Annotated in this window: 11 protein-coding genes; 7 read left to right on the top strand and 4 right to left on the bottom strand. The window is 73.1% G+C overall.

The genetic code is table 11. The features are described 5' to 3' along the window. The first annotated feature begins 73 nt into the window (after positions 1-73). The 3 genes from AC5L36_RS18485 to AC5L36_RS18475 are packed head-to-tail and all read left to right on the top strand — an operon-like array spanning position 74 to position 12,138. Entirely contained in the window at positions 74-3,244 is a 3,171-nt protein-coding gene (locus AC5L36_RS18485) for a non-ribosomal peptide synthetase (protein ID WP_441217604.1), read from the top strand. After that, on the top strand, positions 3,234-3,416 hold the full coding sequence (locus tag AC5L36_RS18480) for an MbtH family protein (protein WP_441217602.1): 183 nt from the start codon (positions 3,234-3,236) through the stop codon (positions 3,414-3,416). The genes AC5L36_RS18485 and AC5L36_RS18480 overlap by 11 nt, the downstream gene beginning before the upstream one ends. A gap of 19 nt (positions 3,417-3,435) precedes the next feature. Next, on the top strand, positions 3,436-12,138 hold the full coding sequence (locus AC5L36_RS18475) for a non-ribosomal peptide synthetase (RefSeq protein ID WP_441217600.1): 8,703 nt from the start codon (positions 3,436-3,438) through the stop codon (positions 12,136-12,138). A 166-nt stretch (positions 12,139-12,304) separates the two neighbouring features. Here the strand turns inward: AC5L36_RS18475 and cmdF are convergent, their stop codons facing one another. Next, positions 12,305-13,864, bottom strand: a complete 1,560-nt coding sequence (gene cmdF, locus AC5L36_RS18470; RefSeq protein ID WP_441217598.1) for a tyrosine 2,3-aminomutase — start codon at positions 13,862-13,864, stop codon at positions 12,305-12,307. A 133-nt stretch (positions 13,865-13,997) separates the two neighbouring features. On the opposite strand from cmdF, the gene AC5L36_RS18465 reads away from it, so the two are divergent. Further along, on the top strand, positions 13,998-15,278 hold the full coding sequence (locus AC5L36_RS18465) for an MFS transporter (protein WP_441217597.1): 1,281 nt from the start codon (positions 13,998-14,000) through the stop codon (positions 15,276-15,278). On the opposite strand, the gene AC5L36_RS18460 is transcribed toward AC5L36_RS18465, so the two are convergent. Next, positions 15,259-15,594 (bottom strand): hydroxyisourate hydrolase, encoded by a 336-nt coding sequence (locus AC5L36_RS18460; protein WP_441217595.1) that lies wholly within the window; start codon positions 15,592-15,594, stop codon positions 15,259-15,261. The genes AC5L36_RS18465 and AC5L36_RS18460 overlap by 20 nt on opposite strands. Before the next feature lie 156 nt (positions 15,595-15,750). Between AC5L36_RS18460 and AC5L36_RS18455 the strand changes: the two genes are divergently transcribed. From AC5L36_RS18455 to AC5L36_RS18445, 3 genes are all read left to right on the top strand, one after another. Continuing rightward, positions 15,751-18,690 carry an AfsR/SARP family transcriptional regulator gene (locus AC5L36_RS18455; RefSeq protein ID WP_441217593.1) on the top strand — a complete coding sequence of 980 codons (2,940 nt, stop codon included), beginning with the start codon at positions 15,751-15,753 and terminating at the stop codon, positions 18,688-18,690. A 934-nt stretch (positions 18,691-19,624) separates the two neighbouring features. Next, complete coding sequence (locus AC5L36_RS18450) at positions 19,625-20,683, top strand: PLP-dependent cysteine synthase family protein (RefSeq protein ID WP_441217591.1); 1,059 nt, start codon at positions 19,625-19,627, stop codon at positions 20,681-20,683. Next, positions 20,658-21,875 (top strand): ATP-grasp domain-containing protein, encoded by a 1,218-nt coding sequence (locus AC5L36_RS18445; RefSeq protein ID WP_441217589.1) that lies wholly within the window; start codon positions 20,658-20,660, stop codon positions 21,873-21,875. Before AC5L36_RS18450 ends, AC5L36_RS18445 begins: the two co-directional genes overlap by 26 nt. On the opposite strand, the gene AC5L36_RS18440 is transcribed toward AC5L36_RS18445, so the two are convergent. After that, a complete protein-coding gene (locus AC5L36_RS18440) occupies positions 21,853-23,067 on the bottom strand; it encodes an MFS transporter (RefSeq protein WP_441217587.1) in 1,215 nt (404 codons plus the stop codon). The genes AC5L36_RS18445 and AC5L36_RS18440 overlap by 23 nt on opposite strands. Beyond that, positions 23,064-24,266, bottom strand: a complete 1,203-nt coding sequence (locus AC5L36_RS18435) for a cytochrome P450 (RefSeq protein WP_441217585.1) — start codon at positions 24,264-24,266, stop codon at positions 23,064-23,066. The genes AC5L36_RS18440 and AC5L36_RS18435 overlap by 4 nt, the downstream gene beginning before the upstream one ends. Between the last annotated feature and the right edge of the window lie 9 nt (positions 24,267-24,275).

Genomic DNA, 24,275 nt, shown 5'->3' with positions numbered 1-24,275 from the left:
GCGGCCTTTCCGGACCCGCGGCTCGATAGCGCGGTGAGACCCGGAAGATAACCGCCGGCCCGAAGGTGCCCGCATGGACCACGACCTGGTGCCGGTGCCGCGGGCGCAGCAGGCGCTGTGGCTCGCCGACCAGCTGACCCAGGGCACCGCCGTGTACCTCAGCAACACGTTTCTGCGCCTGGCCGGCCCGCTGGACACCGACCGGCTGGCCCGGGCCCTGCGCGCGGTGGTGACCCGGCACGAGGTGCTGCGTACCTCGATCCTGCCGCGGGACGGCGAGGTCGTCGGGCGGGTCCGGCCGCCGGAAGCGTTCGCGCTGGAGGTCAGCGACGTCGACGAGGCCGGCCTCGCGGTCGCCATGGGCGCGGAGTCGGCCACGCCGGTCGACGTGAGCGAAGGGCTGCCGATCCGGGCCCGCCTGCTGCGGCTCGCCCCGGACGACCACGTGCTCTGCCTGGCCGTGCACCACCTCGCGTACGACCGCGGCTCGGTCCAGATCTTCTACCGGGACCTCGCCCGCCACTACAACGACCCGGCGGCCGGCGTCGCGCCGGTGCGGAGCTTCCGGGAGGCCGGGCTCGCCGACGACGCCCGGCAGGACGCCGGCGAGCTGGCGCCGATGGTGCGCGAGCGGTGCGCGGCGCTGGCCGACCTGACCCCCTTCGAGCTGCCCGCCGACCGGTCGCGGCCGGCGGTCCGCGGCGGCGCCGGTGCGCTGCGCCACGGTTTCGCGCTGCCGCCCGTGACCGCCGAGCGGCTGGCGGAGCTGGGCCGCGAGCAGGCCGCCAGCCTGTACATGGTGCTGCTGGCCGCCTGCCAGGCGGTGCTGTACCGGTACACCGGCCGGGCCGACGTGTCGACCGGCACGTCCTCGTCGACCCGCCGCGACCCGGACGTGGTCGGACCGTTCTTCAACATGCTCGTCATCCCGGGCGACGTCTCCGGCAACCCGACCTTCGCCGACCTTGTCCGCCGGGTCCGCGACACGACACTGGACGCGTACGAGGCGCGGTGGGTCGGCTTCGACACGCTCGTCAACGAGCTGCGGGTGCCGCGCGACCCGGCCCGTACCCCGCTGTTCCAGATCCTCGTCGACCTGACCACCCCGGTCGCGCTGCCGGCGCTGTCCGGCCTGGCGGTGACCGAGATCCTCACCCCCGGGGCGGGCGCGAAGTACGACCTGACGCTGGAGTTCCGGCACGAGGAGGGCGCGGTCGGCTGGTCGGTCGAGTGGGACACCGAGCTGTACGAGACCGCGACCGTGCTGCGGCTGATGGCGCACCTGCGGGCGGTGCTCGTCGCGGTCGCCGGCGACCCGTCGCTCCGGGTGGACGACGTGCCGATGCTGAGCCCGGACGAGATCGAGGCCGCCCGCGCGTACGCGGAGCCAGATCCCGAGCCGCTGCCCGACCGGTGCCTGCACGAGCTGTTCACCGACCAGGTGGCCCGGACACCCGGCGCGGTCGCGGTGCGCGACGGCGACACCGCGTGGACGTACGCGGAGCTCGACGCGCGCACCACGGCGATCGCGCGCGGGCTCGTCGCGCGCGGCGTCGGGCCGGACGTACCGGTCGGGATCCTGCTCGACCGCTCGGCCGACCTCGTCGCCGCGGTGCTCGGCGTGCTCAAGGCCGGCGGCGCCTACGTCCCGCTCGACCCGGAGGCCCCGCCGGCGCGGACGGAGGCGCTGCTACGCCGCTCCGGAGCGCCCGTATGCATCGCGCCCACAGCGTCCGGCTCCCGCGCGGTCGACGTCGGCACGCTGATGGAGGGCGGCGCGGGCCACGAGCTGCCGGGGGTCCGCCCGGACCACATGTGCGCCGTCTACTTCACCTCCGGCTCGACCGGCGAGCCGAAAGGCGTGCAGTCCACGCACCGCGGCTGGGTGAGCCAGATGCTGAACATGCACCGCCGCTACCGGCTGGCGCCCGACGAGCCGGTGCTGCTCAAGACCCCGCTGAGCTTCGACGACGTGGCCCGCGAGATCTTCTGGCCGCTGATGGTGGGCGGGCGGATCGAGGTGCTCGGCCCCGGGCTGCACCGCGATCCCCGGGCGCTGCTGCGGGCGGCCGCCGACCACCGGCTCGTCTGGCTCCAGTTCGTACCCAGCATGCTCGTGGCGTTCCTGGAGGAGATCGGGCCGGACGACGCCGAGCGGCTGCGGCACCTGCGGCACGTCGTCTCCGACGGAGACCGGCTCCGGCCCGCGACCGTGCGGGCCTTCCACGAACGGCTCGGCCGCTTCGGCTGCCAGCTCAACAACCACTGGGGTACCACCGAGGTCTCCATCGACTCGACCCACCACGTGTGCACCGCCGCGGACGCCGACGGCGGCGACGCGGTCACGCTCGGCCGTCCGATGGAGCATCACACCGTCCACCTCCTCGACGCCACGCTCCAGCCGGTGCCGCACGGCGCGGTGGGGGAGCTGTGCATCGGCGGGGTCGGGCTGGCCCGGGGATACCTCGGCGACCCGGGGCGTACCGCACGCGCCTTCGTCCCGCATCCCTGGCGACCCGGCGAGCGCCTTTACCGCACCGGCGACACCGGCCGGCTGCGCCCCGACGGCCGCCTGGAGTACCGGGGGCGCCGCGACCACCAGGTGAAGGTCCGCGGCGTGCGGATCGAGCTGGGCGAGGTCGAGGCCGCCGTGCGCGCGTTTCCCGGCGTGACCGACGCGGTCGTCACGACCTGGGACCCCGCGCCCGGGGACCGGCGGCTCGTCGCGTACGCGGCCATCCCCGGCGCGGGCGCCGAGGCGCGGGCCGGCCTGCGCGACCACCTCGCCGACCGGCTCGCCCCGGCGGCGGTGCCGAGCGTGGTCACGGTCCTTCCCGACCTGCCCCGCAACCCGAGCGGCAAGGTGGACCGCCGGTCACTGCCGCCGCCGGACCCGGGCGAACTGGCCGGCGCGCCGTTCACGCCGCCGGCGACCGACACCGAGCAGGCCCTCGCCGACCTCTGGGCCGGCGTGCTGGGCGCCACCCGGCTCGGCGCGGACGACGACTTCTTCGCCTCCGGAGGGCACTCGCTGCTGGTGACCCGCGCGGTCAACCGGATGCGGGAGGCGTTCGCGGTGGACGTGCCGGTGCGGTTCGTGTTCGAACACCCGACGGTGCGGCGGGCGGCCGCCCGGCTGGAGGAGCTGATCGTGGCCGAGATCGAGGCGATGAGCGACGCGACGGCCGAGCGCCTGGCCGCCGCGGAGCCGACGGGACCACAGGAGAGAGTCGATGTCAGCTGAACCCATGTACAAGGTCGTCGTCAACGACGAGGAGCAGTACTCCATCTGGCTGGCCAGCCGGGAGATACCGGCCGGCTGGCACGCCGAAGGGACCGAGGGCACCGAGGACGAGTGCGTCGCGCACATCGAGCGGGTGTGGGTCGACATGCGCCCGCGCAGCCTGCGCACCTGAGCCGGCAGGGGAGTGGCACATGAGCATCGACAGTGGACGGACCGCGGCCCTGTCGCCGCAGAAGCAGGCCCTGCTGCGCCAGCGGCTGCGGGGCCGGGCGTCGAGCGGCTCGGGCATCCCGCGCCGGCCGGACGGTCCGGCGCCGCTCTCGCCGGTGCAGCACGCCATGTGGGTCACCAACCAGTTCCTGGAGTCGACCGCCAACTACACGGTGCCGCGCGTGTTGCGCGTCGGCGGCGCGCTCGACGTCGACGCGCTGCGCGCGGCCCTGGACGCGCTCGTCGCCCGGCACGAGACACTGCGCACCACGTACTCCGGCGCCGCCTCGCCGGTGCAGCGGATCGCACCGGCCGGCCCGGCCGCACTGCGCACAGTGGACCTGCGCCAGCACCCGGGGGCACAGCAGTGGGACGAGGCGATGCGCCTTGTCGCCGCCGAGTTCGCCACCCCGTTCGACCTGGCCCGCGGGCCGGTCTTCCGGGCCCTGCTGGTCACGCTCGACGACTGCCACGTGCTCGGCCTGGCCACCCACCACATCGCCACGGACGGCTGGTCCAGCGCGGTGCTGCTGCGCGAGCTGGACGAGCTGTACGGCGCGTCGACCGCCGGCCGCCGGCCCGACCTCGCCGCGCTGCCGATCCGGTATGCCGACTACGCGCACTGGCAGCTGGAGCGCGCCGCGGCCCGGCGCGAGCGGCAGCTGGCCTACTGGCGCACCGCGCTGGCGGAGACGCCCCAGGTGCTGGAGCTGCCGACCGACAAGCCCCGCCCCACCGCCCAGTCCTACCGCGGCGAATGTACACGGTGGACACTCCCGGCCGAGCTGAGCGCGGCGGTGAGGTCGCTGGCCGCCGCCCACGGCGTGACCGTCTACACAGTACTGCTCGCGTGCTTCGCGACGGTCCTGGGCCACTACTGCGGCCAGCGGCGGTTCGCGGTGGGCTCGCTGGTGTCCGGGCGGGTGACCGCGGAGACCGAGCCGCTCGTCGGGCTGTTCACCAACCCGGTGGCGCTGGCCGTGGACCTGTCGGACGAGCCCGACTTCGCCGCGCTGCTGCGCCGCGTCCAGGACACCGTGCTCGGCGCACTGGACCACCAGGACGTGCCGTTCGACCAGGTGGTGGCGGCGTCGCGGGCAAACCGGTCGGCCTCGCGCAACCCCGTCTACCAGGTGCTGTACCAGTGCTTCGAGGGCAGCGAGCGGACCGGGCACCTGCCCGCACTCGACGCCGACCCGGTAGACCTCGTCGAGCAACCGGCCATGGTGGACCTCACGCTCACCGCCGTGAACGGCACCGACGAGATCGACCTCAACCTCGTCTACGCCACCGACCTCTTCGCACCGCGGACCGCGCGGCGCGTCCTGCGATACCTCGTGAACGTGGTGGAACACGTGACCGCGCACCCGGACGGCACCGTGACGAGCGCGGTCGTGACCGGTCCGGAGGAGCGCGCGCGAACCCTGCGCTGGGCCGGCGACGCCACCGCCCGGCCGCCCTCGGGCACGGTGGTGAATCTGTTCCGGGACCGCGCCGCCGCGGCGCCCGACGTGCCGGCCGTGTGCTGCGGCGACCGGACCCTGACCTACGGCGAGCTGGACCGGCTCACCGACCGCGTCGCCGCCGGGCTGCGGTCGCGCGGCGCCGCACCCGGAGACGTCGTCGGCGTGGCGATGGCGCCCGGCGTCGACCTCGCCGCCGTGGTGCTGGGCGTACTCAAGGCCGGCGCCGCCTACCTGGCGATCGACCCCGCCTTCCCGGCCGCCCGCCGCGAGTTCATGCGCGGCGACGTCGGCGCCCGCCTCGTCGTCGAAGACCTGGCGAGCTGCCTGGTCGACGGCGCGCCGGCCGGTGACCTGCCGGACCCGGCGCCGGCCGATCTGGCCTACGTCGTCTACACGTCGGGCTCGACCGGCACGCCGAAAGGCGTGGACGTCACGCACGGGTCGGTCACCAACCTGCTCGCCGGGGTCCGCGACCTGGCCGGCGCCGCGCCGGGCCAGCGCTGGCTGCTGCTGTCGCCGATGGGCTTCGACGGTTCCACCATCGAGCTGTTCCTCCCGCTCGTCACCGGCGCCACGGTGGTGATCGCGCCGGACTCGGCCCGGGTCGACGGCGCCGAGCTGCGCGCCGTCGTCACCGACCACGGCGTGACGCACCTGGAGGCCACCTCGTCGGGCTGGCGGCTGCTGTTCGCCGCCGGCTTCGACGGGCACCTGGACCTCGCCATCACCACCGCCGAACCGATGCCAGAGTCGCTCGCCCGGCGGATCCGCACGCACGCCGACCGGCTCGTCAACGCGTACGGACCCACCGAGATCACGGTCCTCGCGACGTACACGGACGTGCCCGACGGCGCGGACGAGAGCGTCATCGGGCGGCCCATCCCCAACGTGCGCGCCTACGTGCTCGACGAGTGGCTCGACCCGGTGCCGGCCGGCGTCCCCGGCGAGCTGTACATCGGCGGCGCCGGGGTGTCCCGCGGCTACCATGCCCGGCCCGGCCTGACCGCCCGGCGCTTCGTGCCCGACCCGTTCGGCCCGCCCGGGGCGCGGTTGTACCGCACCGGGGACCGGGTCCGACACACCCCGGACGGCGCGCTCGACCTGATCGGCCGGATCGACAGCCAGGTGAAGATCCGCGGGCACCGGGTCGAGCCCGGCGAGGTCGAGGCCCAGCTGCTCGCCCACCCCGACGTCGGGCAGGCGGCCGTGGTGGCGGTACCCGGCCCGAACGGCGGCCTCCGCCTCGTCGCCTACGTCGTGGCCGGCGGCGGTCCGGCCGTGGAGATCGAGCTGCGCCGGTACCTCGCCGGCACGCTCCCCGCCTACCTCGTGCCGAGCCGGGTCGCGGTGCTGGACCGCATGCCGTACACGCCGAGCGGAAAGATCGACCGCAAGGCGCTGCCGGCCGACCTCGGGGGAGTGGAGTTCGTCGCGCCCGGCACCGCGCCCGAACGGACACTCGCCCAGGTGTGGGCCGACGTCCTAGGGTCCGGGCCGGTCGGGGTGCACGACAACTTCTTCGACCTCGGCGGCGACTCCGTACGGGCCATCCACGTGGTTGCCGGCGCCCGCGCGGCCGGCTGGACGATCACCCCGCGGCAGGTGCTGACCCGGCAGACGCTCGGCGAGCTGGCCGCCGCGGCCGTGCCGGTGAGCGCGGCGTCGAGCCCCGGCGGCGGCGACACCTACCCGCTCACGCCCCTACAGAACGGCATGGTGTTCCACGCGCTCTTCGAGCCCGAGAGCACCGACTACATCGTCCAGTTCGTCTTCGCCATCGACGGCGACCTCGACCCGGCCGCGCTGCGCCGGGCCTGGGAGCACGTCGTCGAGCGGCATCCGATGCTGCGCACCACGTTCGCCTGGGACGACCTGCCCGAGCCGGCGCAGACCGTGCACCCACACGCGCCGGTCGAGCTGCGCGAGCTGGACTGGCGGGACACGCCGCTCGCCGAGGTGCCGGACCGGATCACCGCCCACCTGGCCGCCGAGCGGGCCCGCGGCGTCGACCTGGAACGCACGCCGCCGCGCCGGTTCGACCTGATCCGGATCGCGGACGGCAGCCACCGGTTCGTCTGGCACGGCCACCATGTCCTGCTGGACGGGTGGAGCGTGCAAATCGTCCTCGACGAGGTGCGCGCGACCTACGACAGCCTGCACCGCGATGGCACGCTGCCGCGGCTGCCCGAGCCGGTGCCGTTCCGGCCCTATGTGGACTGGCTGCGCGGCCACGACCCGGCGAAGGCCGAGGAGTACTGGCAGCGGGTCCTCGACGGGGTGACCGCGCCCACGCCGCTGACCCTCTTCGCGCCGCGCACGGCAGGCGGCTGGGGCACCAACCAGGGCGTGGCGATGGCGTTCGGCACGGTGCCGCCGGACGTCATGACCCGGCTGCGGGACCTGGCCCGGCGGCACCGGATCACGGTCGGGTCGATCGTGCACGCCGCCTGGGCGCTGCTGCTGTCCCGGTACGGCGGCGGGCCGGACGTGCTGTTCGGATCGACGGTGACCGGCCGGTCCGCGCCCGTGCCGGAGGTCGAGCGGGCCGTCGGCCTGCTGATCAACACGCTGCCGGTCCGGGTGCGGATACCGCACGAGGCCACCGTCGAGGAGTGGCTGCGCGGCGTCCACGAGCAGCTTGTGGAGCTGCGCGACTTCGAGCACTGCGCGCTCGTGGACGTGCAGCGGCAGAGCCGGATTCCGGCCGGCCAGCGGCTGTTCGACACCATCCTGATGTTCGACAGCCCGGCACCCGGTCCGGAACTCGCGCCGGACGGCCTGGCGATCACCCCGGTGCGGACCTGGGAACAGACCGGCTATCCCTTGGTACTCAACGCCCAGCTCCGCGACGAGCTGCGGCTGCGCCTGGACTACCAGCCGGCGCGGGTCGACGCCGGCAGCGCGGAGCGGCTGCTGACCCACCTGCGGTCCCTGCTCGCGACCCTCGGCACCGGCGTGACCGAGCGGGTCGGCGCGCTGCCGGCGCTGCCGGCGGAGGAATGGCGGGCGGTGGTCCGGGAGTTCAACGACACCGCGGCCGCCTACCCCGCAGAGCTCTGCCTGCACCAGCTGTTCGAGGCACGGGCGGACCGCCAGCCGGACGCCGTCGCGGTGGTGTCCGGCGGCGAGCCGGTCTCGTACCGGGAGCTGGACGAGCGGGCCAACCGGCTCGCCAACCACCTGCGCGCCCTCGGCGCCGGACCCGGGTCGTACACCGGGATCTGCGTGGAACGCGGCGTCGAGATGGCGGTCGCCGTGCTCGGCGTGCTCAAGGCCGGCGCCGCGTACGTGCCGCTGGATCCGGACTATCCGGCCGAGCGGCTCGGCCTGATGCTGGAGGACACCGCCGCGCCGGTGGTGCTCACCCAGGTCGGGCTCGTCGACCGGCTCGCCGGCTACCGGGGCCGAGTGGTGTGTGTGGACGGTGGCGAGGACGCGGCCCGCATCGCCGAGAGCCCGGCGTCGCGGCCGCGGCCCGCCGTCACGCCGGAGCATCTGTCGTACGTCATCTACACCTCCGGCTCCACCGGACGGCCCAAGGGCACGCTGATCCGGCACAACGGGATCGTCAACTACATCTGGTGGATGGTGACCGCGTACCCGCTGGCCGAGGGCGACCGGGTGCTCCAGCTCGCCGGGCTCAGCTTCGACATCTCCGTGTACGAGATGTTCTGGCCGTGGAGCACCGGCGCGACGGTCGTGCTCGCCCGCCCGGACGGCTACCGCGACCCGCAGTACATCGTGGACACCATCATCGGCGAGTCCATCACCGCCGCGCATCTGGTGCCCTCCATGCTCCGCGCGCTCCTGCCGCTGCTGGACGGGCGGACCCTGCCACTGCGCCAGCTCCTCGCCAGCGCCGAGGCGCTCACCCCGGACGTGGTGTCGGAGCTGGCGCGCCGGTGCCCGGACGTCCGGCTGGACAACCTGTACGGCGCCACCGAGGTCTCCGTCGACTCCACCGCGTGGCGCTGCGACCCCGCCGCCGGCCAGATCTCGGTGGGCGCGCCGATCGCCAACACCCGCGTGTACGTGCTGGACGGGATGGGCCAGCCGGTGCCGGTCGGCGTGGCCGGCGAAGGGTACCTGGCCGGCGACAGCGTCGGCCGTGGCTACCACGACCGGCCGGGCCTGACCGCGCGGCGCTTCGTGCCCGACCCGTTTGGCCCGCCGGGCAGCCGCATGTACCGCACCGGCGACCTGCTCCGCTGGCAGCCCGGCGGCACCCTGGAGTTCCTCAGCCGGCTCGACCACCAGGTCAAGCTGCGTGGGTTCCGGGTGGAGCTGGGCGAGATCGAGGCGGCGCTGAGCGCACAGCCGGGGATCTCCCAGGCGGTCGTCGTCGTCCGCGAGGAGCTGGCCGGCCAGAAGCGGCTCGTCGCCTACCTGGTGCCCACCGGCGCCACCCCGCCGACGACCTCGCAGCTGCGCGCGCACCTGCGCGCCCGGCTCCCCGACTACATGGTGCCGGCGGCGTTCGTCACGCTGCCCGCGCTGCCGCTCAACCCGAACGGCAAGGTGGATCGGGCGGCCCTGCCCGCACCCGAGGGCTCCCGCCCCGAGCTGTCCACGGAGTTCGTCCCGCCGCGCAGCCGGGTCGAGAAGATCCTCGCCGACATCTGGAGCCGCGTGCTGCGCGTGGAGAACGTGGGCGTGCACGACAACTTCTTCGACCTCGGCGGTGACTCGATCCTGTCGATCCAGGTGATGGTGACCGCCCGCCGGGCCGGTGTCGTGTTGACACCGCGGCAGATGTTCGCCGACCCGACCATCGCGCAGCTGGCCGCCGCGATCGGCGTCGAGCCCACGCCGCCAGTGCCGGTCAGCGCCGAGCAGGGCACCGTCACCGGCGAGCTGCCGCTCACCCCGATCCAGCGCTGGTTCACCGCGCTGGACTGGCCGCACGACCACTACAACCAGGCGGTGCGGCTGTGCTGGGACCGGCCGGTCGCGGAGGAGACGCTGCGCGCGGCGCTGGTGGCCCTCGTGGCACACCACGACGCGCTGCGGCTGCGACTGCGCCGCCAAGAAGGCGGTGTGTGGCACCAGCACGTGGCGGCCGCGGAGAGCGCGGAGCTGCTGCGCGTCGAGGACGTCAGCGGCCGCGAGGAAGCCGTCGAGCGGCTCGCCGGCGACCTGCACGCCAGCCTCGACCTGGAAACCGGCCCGCTGCTGCGCGCGCTGCTGCTGCGGTACGGCAACGGCCGCCCCGACGAGCTGATCGTCACCGTGCACCACATCGCCGTCGACACCGTCTCGTGGGGCATCCTGCTCGAGGATCTGGCCACCGCGTACCAGCAGGGCGCGTTGCCCGCCAAGACCACGTCGTTCCGGGCCTGGGCGGCGCGGCTGGCCGAGCACGCCACGAGCGACGCGTTCGCCGCCGAGGCCGGCTACTGGCGGCTGCCGCGGCCGCGGCCCGTGCCGCTGCCGGTGGACCATCCGGGCGGGCGCAACACCGAGGGCTCCGCGGCCACTGTGACCCGCACGCTCCCGGACGGGCAGACCGAGGCGCTGCTGCGGTCGGCGCACACCGCGTACCGCACGCGCGTCACCGACCTGCTCGTCACCGCGTTGGCCCAGACGATCGGCGAGCGCACCGGAAGCTCTACTGTGGACGTCGACCTGGAGGGGCACGGCCGGGAGCCGCTGTTCAACGACGTCGACCTGACCCGGACCGTGGGCTGGTTCACCACGTTCCACCCGCTGCGGGTGGAGCTGGGGCGCGGGCCGGACCCGGCCCGCGACATCAAGGCGGTCCGCGAGCACCTGCACACCACCCCCAACCACGGCATCGGGTACGGGATCGCCGGCGTCGACGGCCCGCCCGCGAGTGTCAGCTTCACCTACCACGGCCAGCTGCACAGCGATCCGGGCGGCCGCCCGTTCGTCCAGCTCGGCTCGGTTCCGGGTGCGGTCAGCGCGCCGGGGGGCATCCGGCCGTACCTGATCGAGGTCGACGGTGTCGTGGTCGACGGCGTCTTCCGGGTGCACTGGACGTACTCCACCGAGCAGTTCGACGACGGCACGATCGGCGCGCTGGCCGACCGCTTCGTCGAGCGGCTCCGCGCGCTGCTCGACCACTGCCGCGGCGTCGCCGCCGAGCACCACCGGGCGGCCCTGCCCGAGCGGGCCTTCCTCGGTCGGCTCTCCCCGGGCGTACCGGCGATCCGGCTGTGCCAGCAGCGGCACCACATCGCCGGTGCCAGCGTGGCCCTCGTCGCCGACGGCCAGGTCGTCGAGGCGTGGGGCGAGGGCGTCACCCGGGCCGGCGGCGGCGTGCCGGTGCGCGCGGACACGGTGTTCCAGGCCGGGTCCACGAGCAAGCACGCGGCGGCGGTCGCGGTGCTCCGGCTCGCCCGGGAACGCGTGCTCGACCTCGACGAGGACGTCAACCTGTACCTGCGCGGCGGCTCGTTACCGCCGGTCGACCCGGACCGGCCGGTCACGCTGCGTGGCCTGCTCTCGCACACCGCCGGTGTGAACGACGGCGACTTCGGCGGGCTCGGCGCCCGTCCCCGCGACCTGCCCGTGCCGACCGCCCGCGACGTGCTCGACGGCCGGCCACCGGCGCGGACCCCACCGGTGCGGTGCGTCGCGCCCGCCGGCGCCGGGTTCTCCTACTCAGGCAACAACTTCGTCGTAGTCGAGCAGATCCTGGAAGACGCGACCGGCCGCCCGTTCGCGGACCTGATGCGCGAGCTGGTCTTCACACCGCTCGGCATGGCCGACAGCGGCTACGGCGAGGAGTTCGCGGCCGCCCGCGGCGAGCACGTCGCCACAGGGCACGACAGCACGGGAGCACCCGTAGACGGCGGCTGGCGGGTCTACCCGTCCGCGACCGGCGGCCTCTGGACCACGGCCGCGGACCTGGGCCGCATCGCCGCGGAGATCCAGCGCGCCCACGCCGGCAACGGCACCGTCCTCGACCGCTGGGCGGTAGGCGAGATGCTGGCATCCCTGCCCGACGCCGCCTACGGGCTGGGCACGGTCGTCCGCGTCAGCGACGGCGTCCGCTGGTTCGGGCACTCGGGTGAGACCGTCGGCTACCGGTCGCACTCAGCCTTCGGCCTACAGACCGGCGCCGGCCTCGTCGTCATGGCCAACGGCGACGCGGGCAACGAGTTCGTCATCGACCTGCTGGTCGAGATGGACCTCGGCCTACGGGTGTGGGTCGACCGCGGCGTCGACTGGGGCACGGCCGCGCGCGGCCGCTGAAAACCGGATCCCAGACAGAGATGCGAGCTACCGCGACGTCCGCGGTGGTCCGGACTACCGCGGACGTCGCGGTAGCCCAAAATCTGTGTTTCGAATCGGTGGTGGAAAAGCCCCGCCAAACGAAACCGGCCAGCTCTCGCGAGGGCTGGCCGGTTTCGTGTCACCGTCAGAGGCAGCGCTGTGCCTCTGCACTGTGGATGGTCTCGCGGACGGTGCTGAGGAAGTCGCCGACGACGCCCTCGTCGTCCCGGTACGCGTCGACCCGCTTGGCGAGGAGGTCCAGGAGGTCGCGCACACCCGGGCTGAACCGGTCGAAGCCGGTCATCGTCGCGGCCTGGAAGCAGGCGGCGGCCAGCACGGAGACGATCGTGCCGACGTTGTCGACCAGCCGCAGCGACTTGCGGGCCGCGATGAGGCCCATGCTGACGACGTCCTGGTTCTGGCCGTTCGACGGGATCGTCTTGACCGACGCGGGCGCGGCCAGGTCGAGGTTCTCCGACGCGATGCTCGTCGCGAGGTACTGCGCGCCCTCCAGGCCGCAGTACAGCCCCTCCTCGCCGAGGGCGAAGAAGGCCGGGTACGCCTTGTTCAGGTGGGGGTCGAGGAGCCGGTTGAGCTGCCGCTCAGCCAGGACGCCTATCTCGGTGACCGCGATGTTGAGGAAGTCGCACGCCATCGCCACGTACTGGCCGTGGAAGTGTCCACCGTGGAAGATGCTTTCTGGCGACTCGAAGATCAGCGGGTTGTCGTTGCAGGAGTTCAGCTCCTCCTCGACAATGGTCCGGCAGTAGCCGATGGCGTCCACCACCGGGCCGAGGATCTGCGGCACGCAGCGCAGCGTGTACGCGTTCTGTAGGTAGTCGTCGACCTGGGTGACGTCGGACTCGGCGCTCGTGGCCGCGGAGATCATCCGCATGATCTCCTCGTGGTCGCGGGTCAGCTCGCCGCCGGCGAGCAGGTCGCTGATCCGCTCCGCGACCATGGTCTGTCCACTGTGGTTCTTCAGCACGTGCCCACGCTTCTCGAAGGCGCGGGTGGATCCCCGCAGCACCTGGACGAACACTGCCGAGGTCCACAGTGCCAGGCGCACCAGCCGCTCGGCGCGGACCAGGGCCAGGCAGGCGGCGCCGGTCATACCGGAGGTGCCGTTGATCAGGGACAGGCCGTCCTTGTACCCCAGCCGCACCGGGTCCAGACCGGCCTCGGCCAGCACGGGCGCTGATTCGCGTACCGCGCCGCGGTGGCGCACCCGGCCGGCCCCGATCAGCGGGAGCGCCAGGTGCGACAGGGGCGCGAGGTCACCGCTGGCACCGAGCGAGCCCTGCTGCGGCACCACCGGGTGGATACCGCGGTTGAGAAACTCGCCCATGAGGTGCAGCGCGTCCGCGGTGATGCCGGAATACCCCTTCGTCAGGCAGTTGAGGCGGGCCACGAGCATCGCCCGCACCACCTCGTCGGGAAAGTCCTCACCGCCGCCCGCGGCGTGGCTGCGCAGCAGGTTCTCCTGAAGTTCCGTCTCGTACTTCGGGGGGATGCTCATGTAGACCATCTCGCCGAACCCGGTGGTCACGCCGTAGATGGGATGGCCGTCAGCGCCCCAGCGCTTGACCCGTTCACAGGTCTCGTCGACCATCTTGAGCTGGGTCTCGTCGATCCGGACGTCCTCACCGTGTACCGCGACACGGTAGACGTCCTCGACCGTGAGACCCTCGCCTCGAATTAACACAGCACCTCCCTGGATATGTCGCATGTGGACATAGGTGAGGCAAGAGTGCCGCGCGGCGCCATCACGAGCCTTTCGAACCCGTATCGCCCCAAGGGGTTGACCCGCGCCGACTCCAGCGGCCCATACTGCGGTCATGCGCCCGCGTCCCCGACTGGGCTTGCTCGGTGACCCCGACTTCCGGCACCTGTTCCTGGCCGACACCGTCAGCCAGCTCGGCAGTCAGATCACCCTGCTCGCGCTGCCGCTGGTGGCGGTGCTCGCCCTGCGGGCGTCCAGCTTCGACGTCGGTGTCCTGGTCGCCTGCCACACGGTGGCATTCCTGCTGGTCGGGCTCCCGGCCGGGGCCTGGGTCGACCGGATGCGGCGGCGCACCGTGCTCATCGCCAGCGACCTGGGCCGCGCCCTGGTGCTCGCCTCGGTGCCGGTGGCGTGGGGCCTGGGCGTGCTGCGGATGCCCCAGCTGTACCTCGTCGCGCTCGCCACCGGCGTGCTCACGGTGTTCTTCGACGTGGCGTACCAGAGCTACCTGCCACACCTGGTCGGCCGGGAGCGCCTCGCGGAGGGCAACGCCAAGCTGGAGGCGGTCCGGGGGGTGAGCCAGGTGGCCGGGCCGACGCTCGGCGGCGTGCTGATCCAGGTGCTGACCGCGCCCCTCGCCGTGCTCGCCGACGCGGCCAGCTACGCGGTGTCGGCGCTGTTCCTCCTGCGCGTCCGCAAGCGCGAGCCGCGCCCCGAGCGCGCTCCGGACGTGCGCCTGCGCCACGAGATCGCGGAGGGGCTGCGGTTCGTGTTCGGCAACCGTCTGCTGCGGGCGATCGCGGCGTCGACGGCGACGTTCAACTTCTTCGCCGGCATCACCAACGCCATGCTCGTCGTGCTGCTCGCGACGGTCCTGCGGCTTCCGCCCGGCACCATCGGCGTCTTCTACTCGGTCGCCGCCGCGGGCGGCCTGGCCGGCGCGCTCGTCGCCACCCGGGTGGTCGCCCGCTTCGGGCAGGGACCGACGATCTGGCTTTCGCTGCTCGCCACCGGCGTGTGCGGCTTGGCGGTGCCACTCGCGCAGCGCGGATGGCCGCTGTGGGGCGCCGCCGCCGGGTTCGCGCTCTCCTGTGCGGCCAACGTTGTCTACAACGTCACCCAGCTCAGCTTCCGGCAGGGCCTGACGCCCGAACGGCTGCTGGGCCGGATGAACGCCAGCATGCGGTTCCTGGTGTGGGGCACCATGCCGCTGGGCGGCCTGCTCGGCGGCGTGCTCGGCCAGCTGGCCGGGGCCCGCACCGCCCTGTGGGTGTCGGCGGTGGGTGCGCTGCTCGCGCTCCTGCCGATGGTGCGGTCGCCGCTGCGCACCACGCGCGCGCTGCCGACCCTGACCGAGACCCCGAGCGGGGCGCCGGTCAGCACCGCCGATAGATGACGTACATGTACGGCGAGATGAGCAGGGCCAGTTCATACCGCTCGTCCGCCCGCGCGATCGTAAATGTCAGCGTGATTTCCGTGTTGGCCGCGGGCAGTCCCAGCTCGGCGAAATAGGCATTCGTCTCGAATGTGATGCGGAACAGGCCCGGATCCGCTTGCCCGAGACCGCGTAATTGCGCAGTTGTACCATCCTCGCCGGTCGACCCGGCCGCGACCGTTCGCCATCGGTCGTGGCCCAGCCGGTCCAGCCGGACCGAGACGCCGGCCGCTGGCCGCCCGCTCCAGCCGTCGACCACGAGGGTCGAGATGACCACTATGCCCTCCTGTCCTCGATGTGCAGAAAATCATTCACCGGCGTGCTATCGCGCGACTACCAGCGCATTGTCGAAGGCAATTGGCTCAGATTGCCGGCACCAGGGTGTACCGCTATCCTGACGAGCAGGGATCTCCTACAAAAGGACTACGGTTTCGTGCGTTACCGGATCCTCGGCGAGCTCGAAGTCGCCGGCCCCAGAGGAGTCCTTCAGACGTCCGCGCCGCGACAGCTCGTCGTGTTGGCCACGCTGTTACTCGACGCCAACCACGCCGTTTCGGTCGACCGGCTCGTCGACGCGGTGTGGGACGAGACGCCGCCGCCGACCGCGCGCGGCCAGATCCAGATCTGCGTGTCCGCGCTGCGCCGGGCACTGGTAAACGCGGGCATTCCGGACGCGATCCACACCCGGCCGCCCGGCTACCTCATCCGCGTCCCGAGCGGGGAGCTCGACCTCCAGGTGTTCGGCCAGCTTGCCGCCAACGGCCGCGCCGCCGTCATGGAGCAGCGGTTCGCCGACGCCGCCAAGCTCTACCAGGAGGCGATCACGCTGTGGCGGGGCCCGCCGTTCACCGGCGTCGAGAGCCGCCTGCTGCAAGGTGCCGCGGTGGGCCTGGAGGAGCGGCGCATCGCCCTGCTGGAGGAGAGCATCGAGGTGCGGCTCCAGCTCGGCCGCCACCACGAGCTGATCGGCGAGCTGATGGCGCTGACCGCCGAAAACCCGGTACGCGAGCGGCTGCGGGCCCAGCTGATGACCGCCCTGTACCGGGACGGGCGGCAGGCCGAGGCGCTGGAGGTCTACCGGCAGGCCCGGCAGGTGTTCGTGGAGGAGCTGGGGCTGGAGCCGGGCAGCGCGCTCCAGAGCCTCGAGCGCGCGATCCTCGCCCGTGAGCTGGCACTCGACCCGGCCGAGGCGGACCCCGCCGGCGGCGGGGGTGCCGAGCGGGTGCCGGACACCGACGCGCCGCCCCGCATGCTGCCCGCCGACATCGCCGACTTCACCGGGCACGAGACGATCGTCCGTGAGCTGCGCGAGGTGCTCGCTCAGCGCGCCGACACGTCCCCGGTGGCCATCGCCGCGCTGAGCGGCAAGGGCGGGGTCGGCAAGACGACGCTCGCCGTCCACGTGGCACACCAGCTGAGCCACGACTTCCCCGACGGCCAGCTGTACGTCACGCTGCGCAGCAACGACGCCCGGCCGGTCAGCCCGGCCCAGGTGCTGGAGCGGTTCCTGCGCGCGATGGGCGTGCCCGGCTCCGCGCTGCCCAAGGGGCTCGACGAGCGCGCCGAGATGTACCGCGACCGGCTGGCCGGCCGCCGCGTGCTCGTCGTCCTCGACGACGCCACCGACGAAGACCAGGTGGCCCCCCTGCTCCCCGGCACCGGCACCAGCGCGATCGTGGTCACCAGCCGGCCACGGCTGACCCGGCTCGCCGGCGCGCACCGGGTCGACGTCGCCGTGTTCGACCTGACCCGCGCGACCGAGCTGCTGAGCAAGGTCGCCGGCGAGGATCGCGTGCACGCGGAGCCGGAGGAGGTGCGCTCGCTCGTGCGGCGCTGCGGCGGGCTGCCCCTCGCCCTCCGGATCGCCGGCGCGCGGCTGGCCGCCCGCCCACATTGGACGTTCGCCCGGCTGGTGGCCCGGCTGGAAGACGAGCGGCGCCGGCTCGACGAGCTCGACTACGGCGGGCACGGCGTCAGGTCCAGCCTCGCCGTCTCGTACGAGGCGCTCGACGAGCGCGCCAAGCGGTTGTTCCGGCGGCTGGGCGTGCTGGAGGCGTCCGACTTCGACTCCTGGACCGCCGGCGCGCTGCTCGACGAGCCGGCCGACGACGCGGAAGACGCGCTCGACGCGCTGGTGGACGCCCGCCTGCTGGACGTCGAGCGGACCGGGCGGCACGGCGTCCGATACCGCCTCCACGACCTGATCCGCGTGTACGCGCGGGAGCGTCTCGCGGTCGCGGAGGCGCCGGAGGAGCGGCGCGCGGCGCTGCGCCGGGTAAACGGCGCCTGGCTCCACCTGGCCGGTGAGGCGCACCGCCGCGAGTACGGCGGCGACTTCACGATCCTGCACGGGACGGCCGCGACCTGGCCTGTCCCCGGGACGGACGAGCTGCTCGCCGAGCCCCTCGACTGGTACGAGCGGGAGCGGTCCGCACTCGTCGCCGCCGTCCGGCAGGCGGCCGAAGCCGGGCTCGACGAGCTCTGCTGGGACCTGGCGATGAGCCTGGTGACGCTCTTCGAGGCGCGCAGCTACCACGAAGACTGGCGGGAGACCCACTACGTCGGCCTGGCCGCCACCCGCAAGGCCGGCAACCGCCGGGGCGAGGCGGCGATGCTCTACTCGCTCGGCTCGCTCAACATGCTGGAAAAGCGCTTCGACGACGCCGCGCAGCGCCTCGGCACCGCGGCGGAGATGTTCACCCAGCTGGGCGACGAGCACGGACGCGGGCTGGCCGAGCGCAACCTCGCGTACATCGACCGGGTGCGCGGCGACGCCGCGGGCGCGCTGGCGCGGTACGAACGCTCCCTCGACGACCTGCGGCGAGCCGGCGACACGATCGCGGAAGCGCACGTGCTCACCAACATCGCGCAGGTCAAGGTCGAGGCGGAAGAGTACGAGGAGGCGGAACGGCTCCTCGGGACGGCGCTGGAGATAGCACGAAAGCTCCAGGCCAAGCGGGTGGTCGCGCAGGCCCTGTACCGCCTCGGCGAGACCTACCACCACCAGGGCCAGTACACCCGTGCCGCCAGCGCGTTCGAGTCCGTACTGGAGATCGTCGACGCCACCGGCGACCGCGTCGGCGCCGCCTTCGCCCGATACGGGCTGGGCCTCGTCAAGGTGCGGCTCGGCGAGATCGGCCAGGCCGAGTCGAGCCTGCGGGCGGCGCAGCTGATGGCCGCAGAGGCGGGGGAGTCGCTGCTGGTCGCCCAGGTCCTGCTGGCACTCGGCGACGCCTACCGCACGTCCGGCCGGCTCGCGGAAGCTCTGGAACGGCTCACCGCCGCGCGCGACTGGTTCGCCCGCATCGGCGCCACACCCTGGCTCTCCCGAGCCGAGCAACTCCTCGCCGAAACCCGCGCCGCCGCCGGGTAGCGCCGCGGACTTCTTTCCCAGAAGATTTTGGGCTACCGCGATGTCCGTCGTGGTCGCTCTCCGTTGCTCCCGCGGCCTCACCCGTCCGCTGTTGCTTGCGGTTACTGCTGCGCCTCCGGCGGGGCCTCGGGCTCCGGCCGGGCCGTCCCCGGCTTGGTTCGGTTTGGGGATGTGGCTCGGCAGGTGGGCGGCACCATGATCGTTAGCCCGAAATGGGCGTGACACGGCGAAGAGCACGCCCCTATCGGGCTAACGATCATGCGATGCGGCCGCCGCGGTCTCGCATCTCCCACGTGACGGGAACATCGGGCCATGATCTGGAAGGCATCACCGAAGCGCGAGAGACACCGGGCTTGCGGAGCCTTGCTCGGCCGGGCCCCACGCCCGCCTGAAATCGCGAAAGTCGAGTGGTTGCCCCGGCGACCATGAGTCTTCTTGATCTACTTGGGTCGTCCCCGGCTGCCTGCGAGAAGGCGACAAACGGCCTAAAGCTGGCGGCGAAGGCGTCCTGAAAGCGTCGATCTCGGCGTCCGCCCCGGTGACGCGCACGCAGAAGCGGGGCAGCTCTACAGCGAAAGGGTGAGCGACCAACAGCGGATGGGTGAGGCCGCGGGAGCAGCGGTCCGGACCACGGCGGACATCGCGGTAGCTCAGAATCTTGAAATGCCTCGAGGTCACGGGCGCTGAAGCGGCCCGACCTCGGCGGGAGTCGCGCGGACGGTCAGAGGGTCTTGCCCCAGTGGGTGTCCTTCGGGGTGGTCATGGCGAGTGCGGCGCTGGATCGCGTGACAGACACGTTGGGCTCCTATCCGGTTCGGACTTTCGGTTACCTCGTACCCAACGAACGGCGACTATTGCTGGCCCTTCGTCTGACCATCGCTGGCCGGAACGGTGGCGATAGCCCGGCGATACCGTCTGCTCCCACGCTGGTCCCATGCGATTCGCATCGATCGTGGCCGCCGTCGGGCACACTCCGCTGGTCCAGCTCCGCCTTGGTCCGGGCGACGCGGTCTGCCACGCCAAGCTGGAGATGCAGAACCTCTACGGGATGAAGGACCGCGTGGCGCGGCAGGCGATCCTGCACGCGCGGGAGACCGGGGAGCTGGCGCCGGGAGCCGCGATCGTGGAGAGCTCGTCGGGCACGATGGCGCTCGGCGTGGCCCTGGTCGGCACCGCGCTCGGCCACCCCGTGCACATCGTCACCGACCCGCGTATCGACCCGATGACCCTGACCAAGCTTCAGGCGTTGGGCTGCGCCGTGCACGTCGTGCCGCGGATGACCGGCAACGGCTGGCAGAGCGCGCGGCTGGAGCGGCTCGCCGACCTGATGGCCGAGCTGCCCGGCGCGTTCTGCCCGCAGCAGTACCGCAACCCGCAGAACCCGCTGGCGTACCGGGCGCTGGCCGAGGAGCTGCTGGCCGATCTCGACCGGATCGACGTCCTCGTCGGTACGGTCGGCAGCGGCGGCTCGCTGTGCGGCACCGCCCGTGCGCTGCGCCGTCACCTCGACCGCCTGTGGGTGGTCGGCATCGACTGCACCGGGAGTGTCCTGTTCGGACAGCCCGACCGCCCGAAGCGGTTGCAGAGCGGGCTGGGCAACAGCCTGATCCCGGCCAACCTCGACCTGGACCAGATCGACGAGGTGCACTGGCTCAACGACCGGGAGGCGTTCGAGGCGACCTCGCGGCTCGCCGCCGAGCAGGCCATCTTCGGCGGCAACACCTCCGGCTCGGTGTACCGCGTGCTGCGGCACCTGGCCCGCGAGCGCGGTCCCGGCGCGAGCGTCGTCGGCCTGCTCCCGGACCGCGGCGACCGCTACCACGCGAGCGTCTACAGCGAGGACTACCGCCGCGAGCACCGGCTGCACGAGCTGGCGACCCGGGACGAGCCGGAGCTGGTGACCTGGCGGACCGAGGTCGGCGCGTGGTCCCGCGCGCTGGTGCCGCCGGAAGCGGAGAGGAGTCGGGTTGCCCAGGCGGCTGCTGTTCGTTGAGTCGAACACCACCGGCACCGGGATGCTCGCGCTGGACATCACGCGACGCCTCGGGCTGGAGCCGGTGTTCCTCACCGGTGACCCCGGCCGTTACCGGGGCCTGGACGACACCGGCGCGGAGGTGGTCGGCTGCGACACCAACGACGCCGGCGAGCTGCTGCGCGCGGCCGCGCGCGTGCCCGACGTGGCGGGCGTGACCACGACCAGCGAGTTCTATCTCCAGGCGGTCGCGGAGGTGGCACAGGCGTTCGGCCTGCCCGGCAACCCGCCCGACGTCGTGCGGGTCTGCCGCGACAAGGCCGCGGTGCGCCGGGCGATGGCGGCTCGCGGCGTGCACCAGCCCCGGTTCGCGGAGGTGCGGTCGCCCGGCGAGGTGCCGGCGGCGGTGGCACACACCGGATCGCCGTACGTGCTCAAGCCGGTCGACGACTCGGGTTCGGTCAACGTCCGGATCTGCACCGAGGTGGCGGAGGGGATCGTGCACGCGGCGACGATCCTGGCGGTCCGGACCAACGTACGCGGCCAGCCGGCGGCCGGGGCGGCGCTCGTCGAGCAGTACGTCAACGGCGCGGAGTTCAGCGTCGAGATGTTCAGCGCGGGCGGGCGGGCCCACTGCGTCGGCGTCACCCGCAAGGCGGTGAGCCCGTCCCCGTACTGCGTGGAGACCGGCCACGTCTACCCGGCCGACGTCGACGCGGCGACCGGGGAGGCGTTGGTCGGCGCCGCCCGCGCGGTCCTCGACGCCACCGGCGTCCACTTCGGACCGACGCACACCGAGCTGCGGCTCGGCCCCGACGGCCCGGTCGTGATCGAGCTCAACTGCCGGCTCGCCGGCGGCATGATCCCCGAGCTGGTCCGGCTGTCGACCGGGGTCGACCTCATCGAGCAACAGCTGCGCTGCGCCACCGGCGAGCCACTCCGGCTGCCCGAGATGCGCACCGGCCGGTGGGCCGGGATCCGGTTCGTCACCGCGCCCCGGCGGGGCGTCTTCGCGGGCGTGACCGGGATCGAACAGGCCCGCCGGCATCCCGGCGTGGTGCGCGCGGCGGTCACGATGCGTCCGGGCACCGCGGTCGACCGGCCGCGAAACGCGTACGACCGGATCGGCTACGTCATCGTGGCCGGCGACTCGCCCGCCGGGGTGGCCGACGCGCTGGCCGCCACGAGCCTCATCGAACCGATCCTGCGGTAGCGGTCTGGGTCAGCGGCGAGCGCAGCAGCCAGAGCGCCGACACGCTGATGCCGGCGGCGGCGGCGAAGAGGGCACCGCGGGCACCCAGCCACGTGCCGAGAACCCCGCCGACCATGCCACCCACCGGCACCGAAGCCCAGGCGAGCACCCGGATGGCCGCGCCCACCCGGCCGAGCGTCCCCTGTGGACAGATGACCTGGCGGAGGCTCAGCTGGGTGACGCTGTAGAGGGCGCCGCCGTAGCCGAGACCGAACCAGCCGGCGGCGAACAGGACGGCCCGCCAACCCGGCCCGGTCAGGGGCAGCAGGAAGGCGAGCGGTTGGGTGGCCACAAGGGACAGCCAGATCGTCCGGTACGAGCCGAGGCGTGCCGTCCACACCCGCGCGGTCGCCGCGGCCGCCAGCCCGCCGGCACCGGTCGCGCCGAGGATCAGACCGACCGCCCCCGGCGACAGGCCGATGTCGCGGGTCAGGAAGTACACCGCGAGGGCCGCCAGCATCGACATCCACAGGTTGACCCAGCTGGAGCAGCAGGCGATCGCCCGCAGCACCGGATCCCGGCCGACCCACCGTAGCCCGTCGACCATTCCGGCGAGGACCGCCCGGTTACCCGATCCGCTCCGGGCCGGCTCCGGATCGCACCGCATCCCGCGCAGGGTGGCCGCGGAGCCGAGCAGCAGGGCGGCCGACCCGAGCAGGGTGCCGCCCGCACCGGCGACGGCCACCATCACGCCGCCGGCACTCGACCCGGACACCGTGGCGGCCGACTGGCTCGCCTGCATCCGGGCGTTGGCGTCGACGAGCCGGTCCGGCTGTACGAGCGCGGGCAGGTAGGCCTGCTGGGCGAGGTCGAAGAACACCGTGGCGACGCCCATCACCAGGGCCACGGCGACGAGCTGACCCAGGGTGAGCCACCCGGCCGCGAGCGCCACCGGGACGGTCAGCAGCGCGAGCACGCGGGCGAGGGAGGCGGCGATCATCAACGGCCGGCGCCGGACGCGGTCGACGACGACCCCGGCCGGCAACCCGACCAGCAGGACCCCGACGGTCTGCGCCGCCGCGAGCACGCCCATGTCCAGCGGTGTCGCGCCGAGCCCCCGCACCGCCAGCAGCGGGATCCCGATCTGCGCGATCCGGGCGCCCAGCAGGCTGGCGGTGGTCGCGGTCCACAGCCTGGTGAAGTCACCGGTCACCAGGCGATCGGCAGCTCGGCCGGTCCGCGCCCGGACAGGCCGGCCTTCCACGGCACGTCCTCCACCTCCACGCCGAGCCGCAGCGCGGGGAACTTGTCCATCAGCGCGCGGATGGCCTCCTGGAGCTCCATGCGCGCCAGTGACGAGCCGAGGCAGTGGTGCACGCCGGGGCCGAAGACGACGTGCGGGTTCGGGGTGCGACCGAGGTCGAGCGTGGTGGGGTCGTGGAACACGCGCGGATCCCGGTTGGCCGCCGCGGTGGAGACCATCACGGCGTCGCCGCGACGGACCAGCACACCGCTGATCGTCACGTCCTCCTTGGCGATCAGCGCGAGGCTCACCCCGGTGCCGATCACGACGTAGCGGAGCAACTCCTCCATGGCGGTGGGAAACAGCTCCGGCGGGATGCCACGCAGCCGATCCAGAAGTCCGGGGCGGGCCAGCAGCGTGTAGATGATGTTGGCCAGCTGGTTCGCCGTGTTTTCGTGCCCGGCCACGAGCAGCACGCCCACGAACGTGAGGAGCTCCTCCTCGCTGAGCAACCGGCCGTCGTCGCGGGCGCGGACCAGCGCGCCGAGCAGGTCGTCGGTGGGACGTTCGCGGCGTTCCGCCACGAGCTCGGCGACGTAGTCGGAGAACTCGTCGATCGCCTGGTCGACCTCTTCGGGCGTACACGCGGTCGTGGACGTCAACGCCACGACCCAGCCCCGGAACCGGCCCCGGTCCTCGTACGGGACGCCGATCAGTTCGCAGATCACCATCGTGGGCAGCGGCAGCGTGAAGTGCCGCACCAGGTCGGCCGGTGCGCCGTTCTCGGCCATCGCGGTCAGCAACTCGTCCGCGTGTGCCGCCACGTGTGGCCGCAGCTGCTCCACCCGCCGGGTCGTGAACGCCTGTGCCACAAGCCGGCGCAGTCTCGTGTGGTCGGGCGGGTCGGTCAGCAGGATCGACGCCTGCCCGCTGGGCAAGGGCTTCATCCGCGGGACGCCGGGGCCGGTCGCCTGAGCCCGGCTGAACCGCGGGTCGGACAGTACGAACCGGACATCCTCGTGACGGGTGACCAGCCAGGCCTCGCCGTCGTACGGCAGCTTGATCCGCGACACCGGCTCGTGCTCGCGCAGCTCCTCCAGGAGCGGGTCGACATCGAGCTTGTGCGGAACACTGAACGGGTACGTGCGCACCGTGCTCTCGGTGATCACTGGCCCTCC

The sequence above is a fragment of the Phytohabitans sp. LZ39 genome (assembly GCF_059359075.1).
The sequence above is the reverse complement of the archived record's forward strand: the minus strand, read 5'-3'. Positions and strand labels throughout refer to the sequence as shown.

Coding starts and splice junctions, on each gene's coding strand:
- AC5L36_RS18465 (WP_441217597.1), top strand. CDS start 13,998: ATGCGCCCGCGTCCCCGACTGGGCTTGCTCGGTGACCCCGACTTCCGG.
- AC5L36_RS18480 (WP_441217602.1), top strand. CDS start 3,234: ATGTCAGCTGAACCCATGTACAAGGTCGTCGTCAACGACGAGGAGCAG.
- AC5L36_RS18485 (WP_441217604.1), top strand. CDS start 74: ATGGACCACGACCTGGTGCCGGTGCCGCGGGCGCAGCAGGCGCTGTGG.
- AC5L36_RS18475 (WP_441217600.1), top strand. CDS start 3,436: ATGAGCATCGACAGTGGACGGACCGCGGCCCTGTCGCCGCAGAAGCAG.
- AC5L36_RS18450 (WP_441217591.1), top strand. CDS start 19,625: ATGCGATTCGCATCGATCGTGGCCGCCGTCGGGCACACTCCGCTGGTC.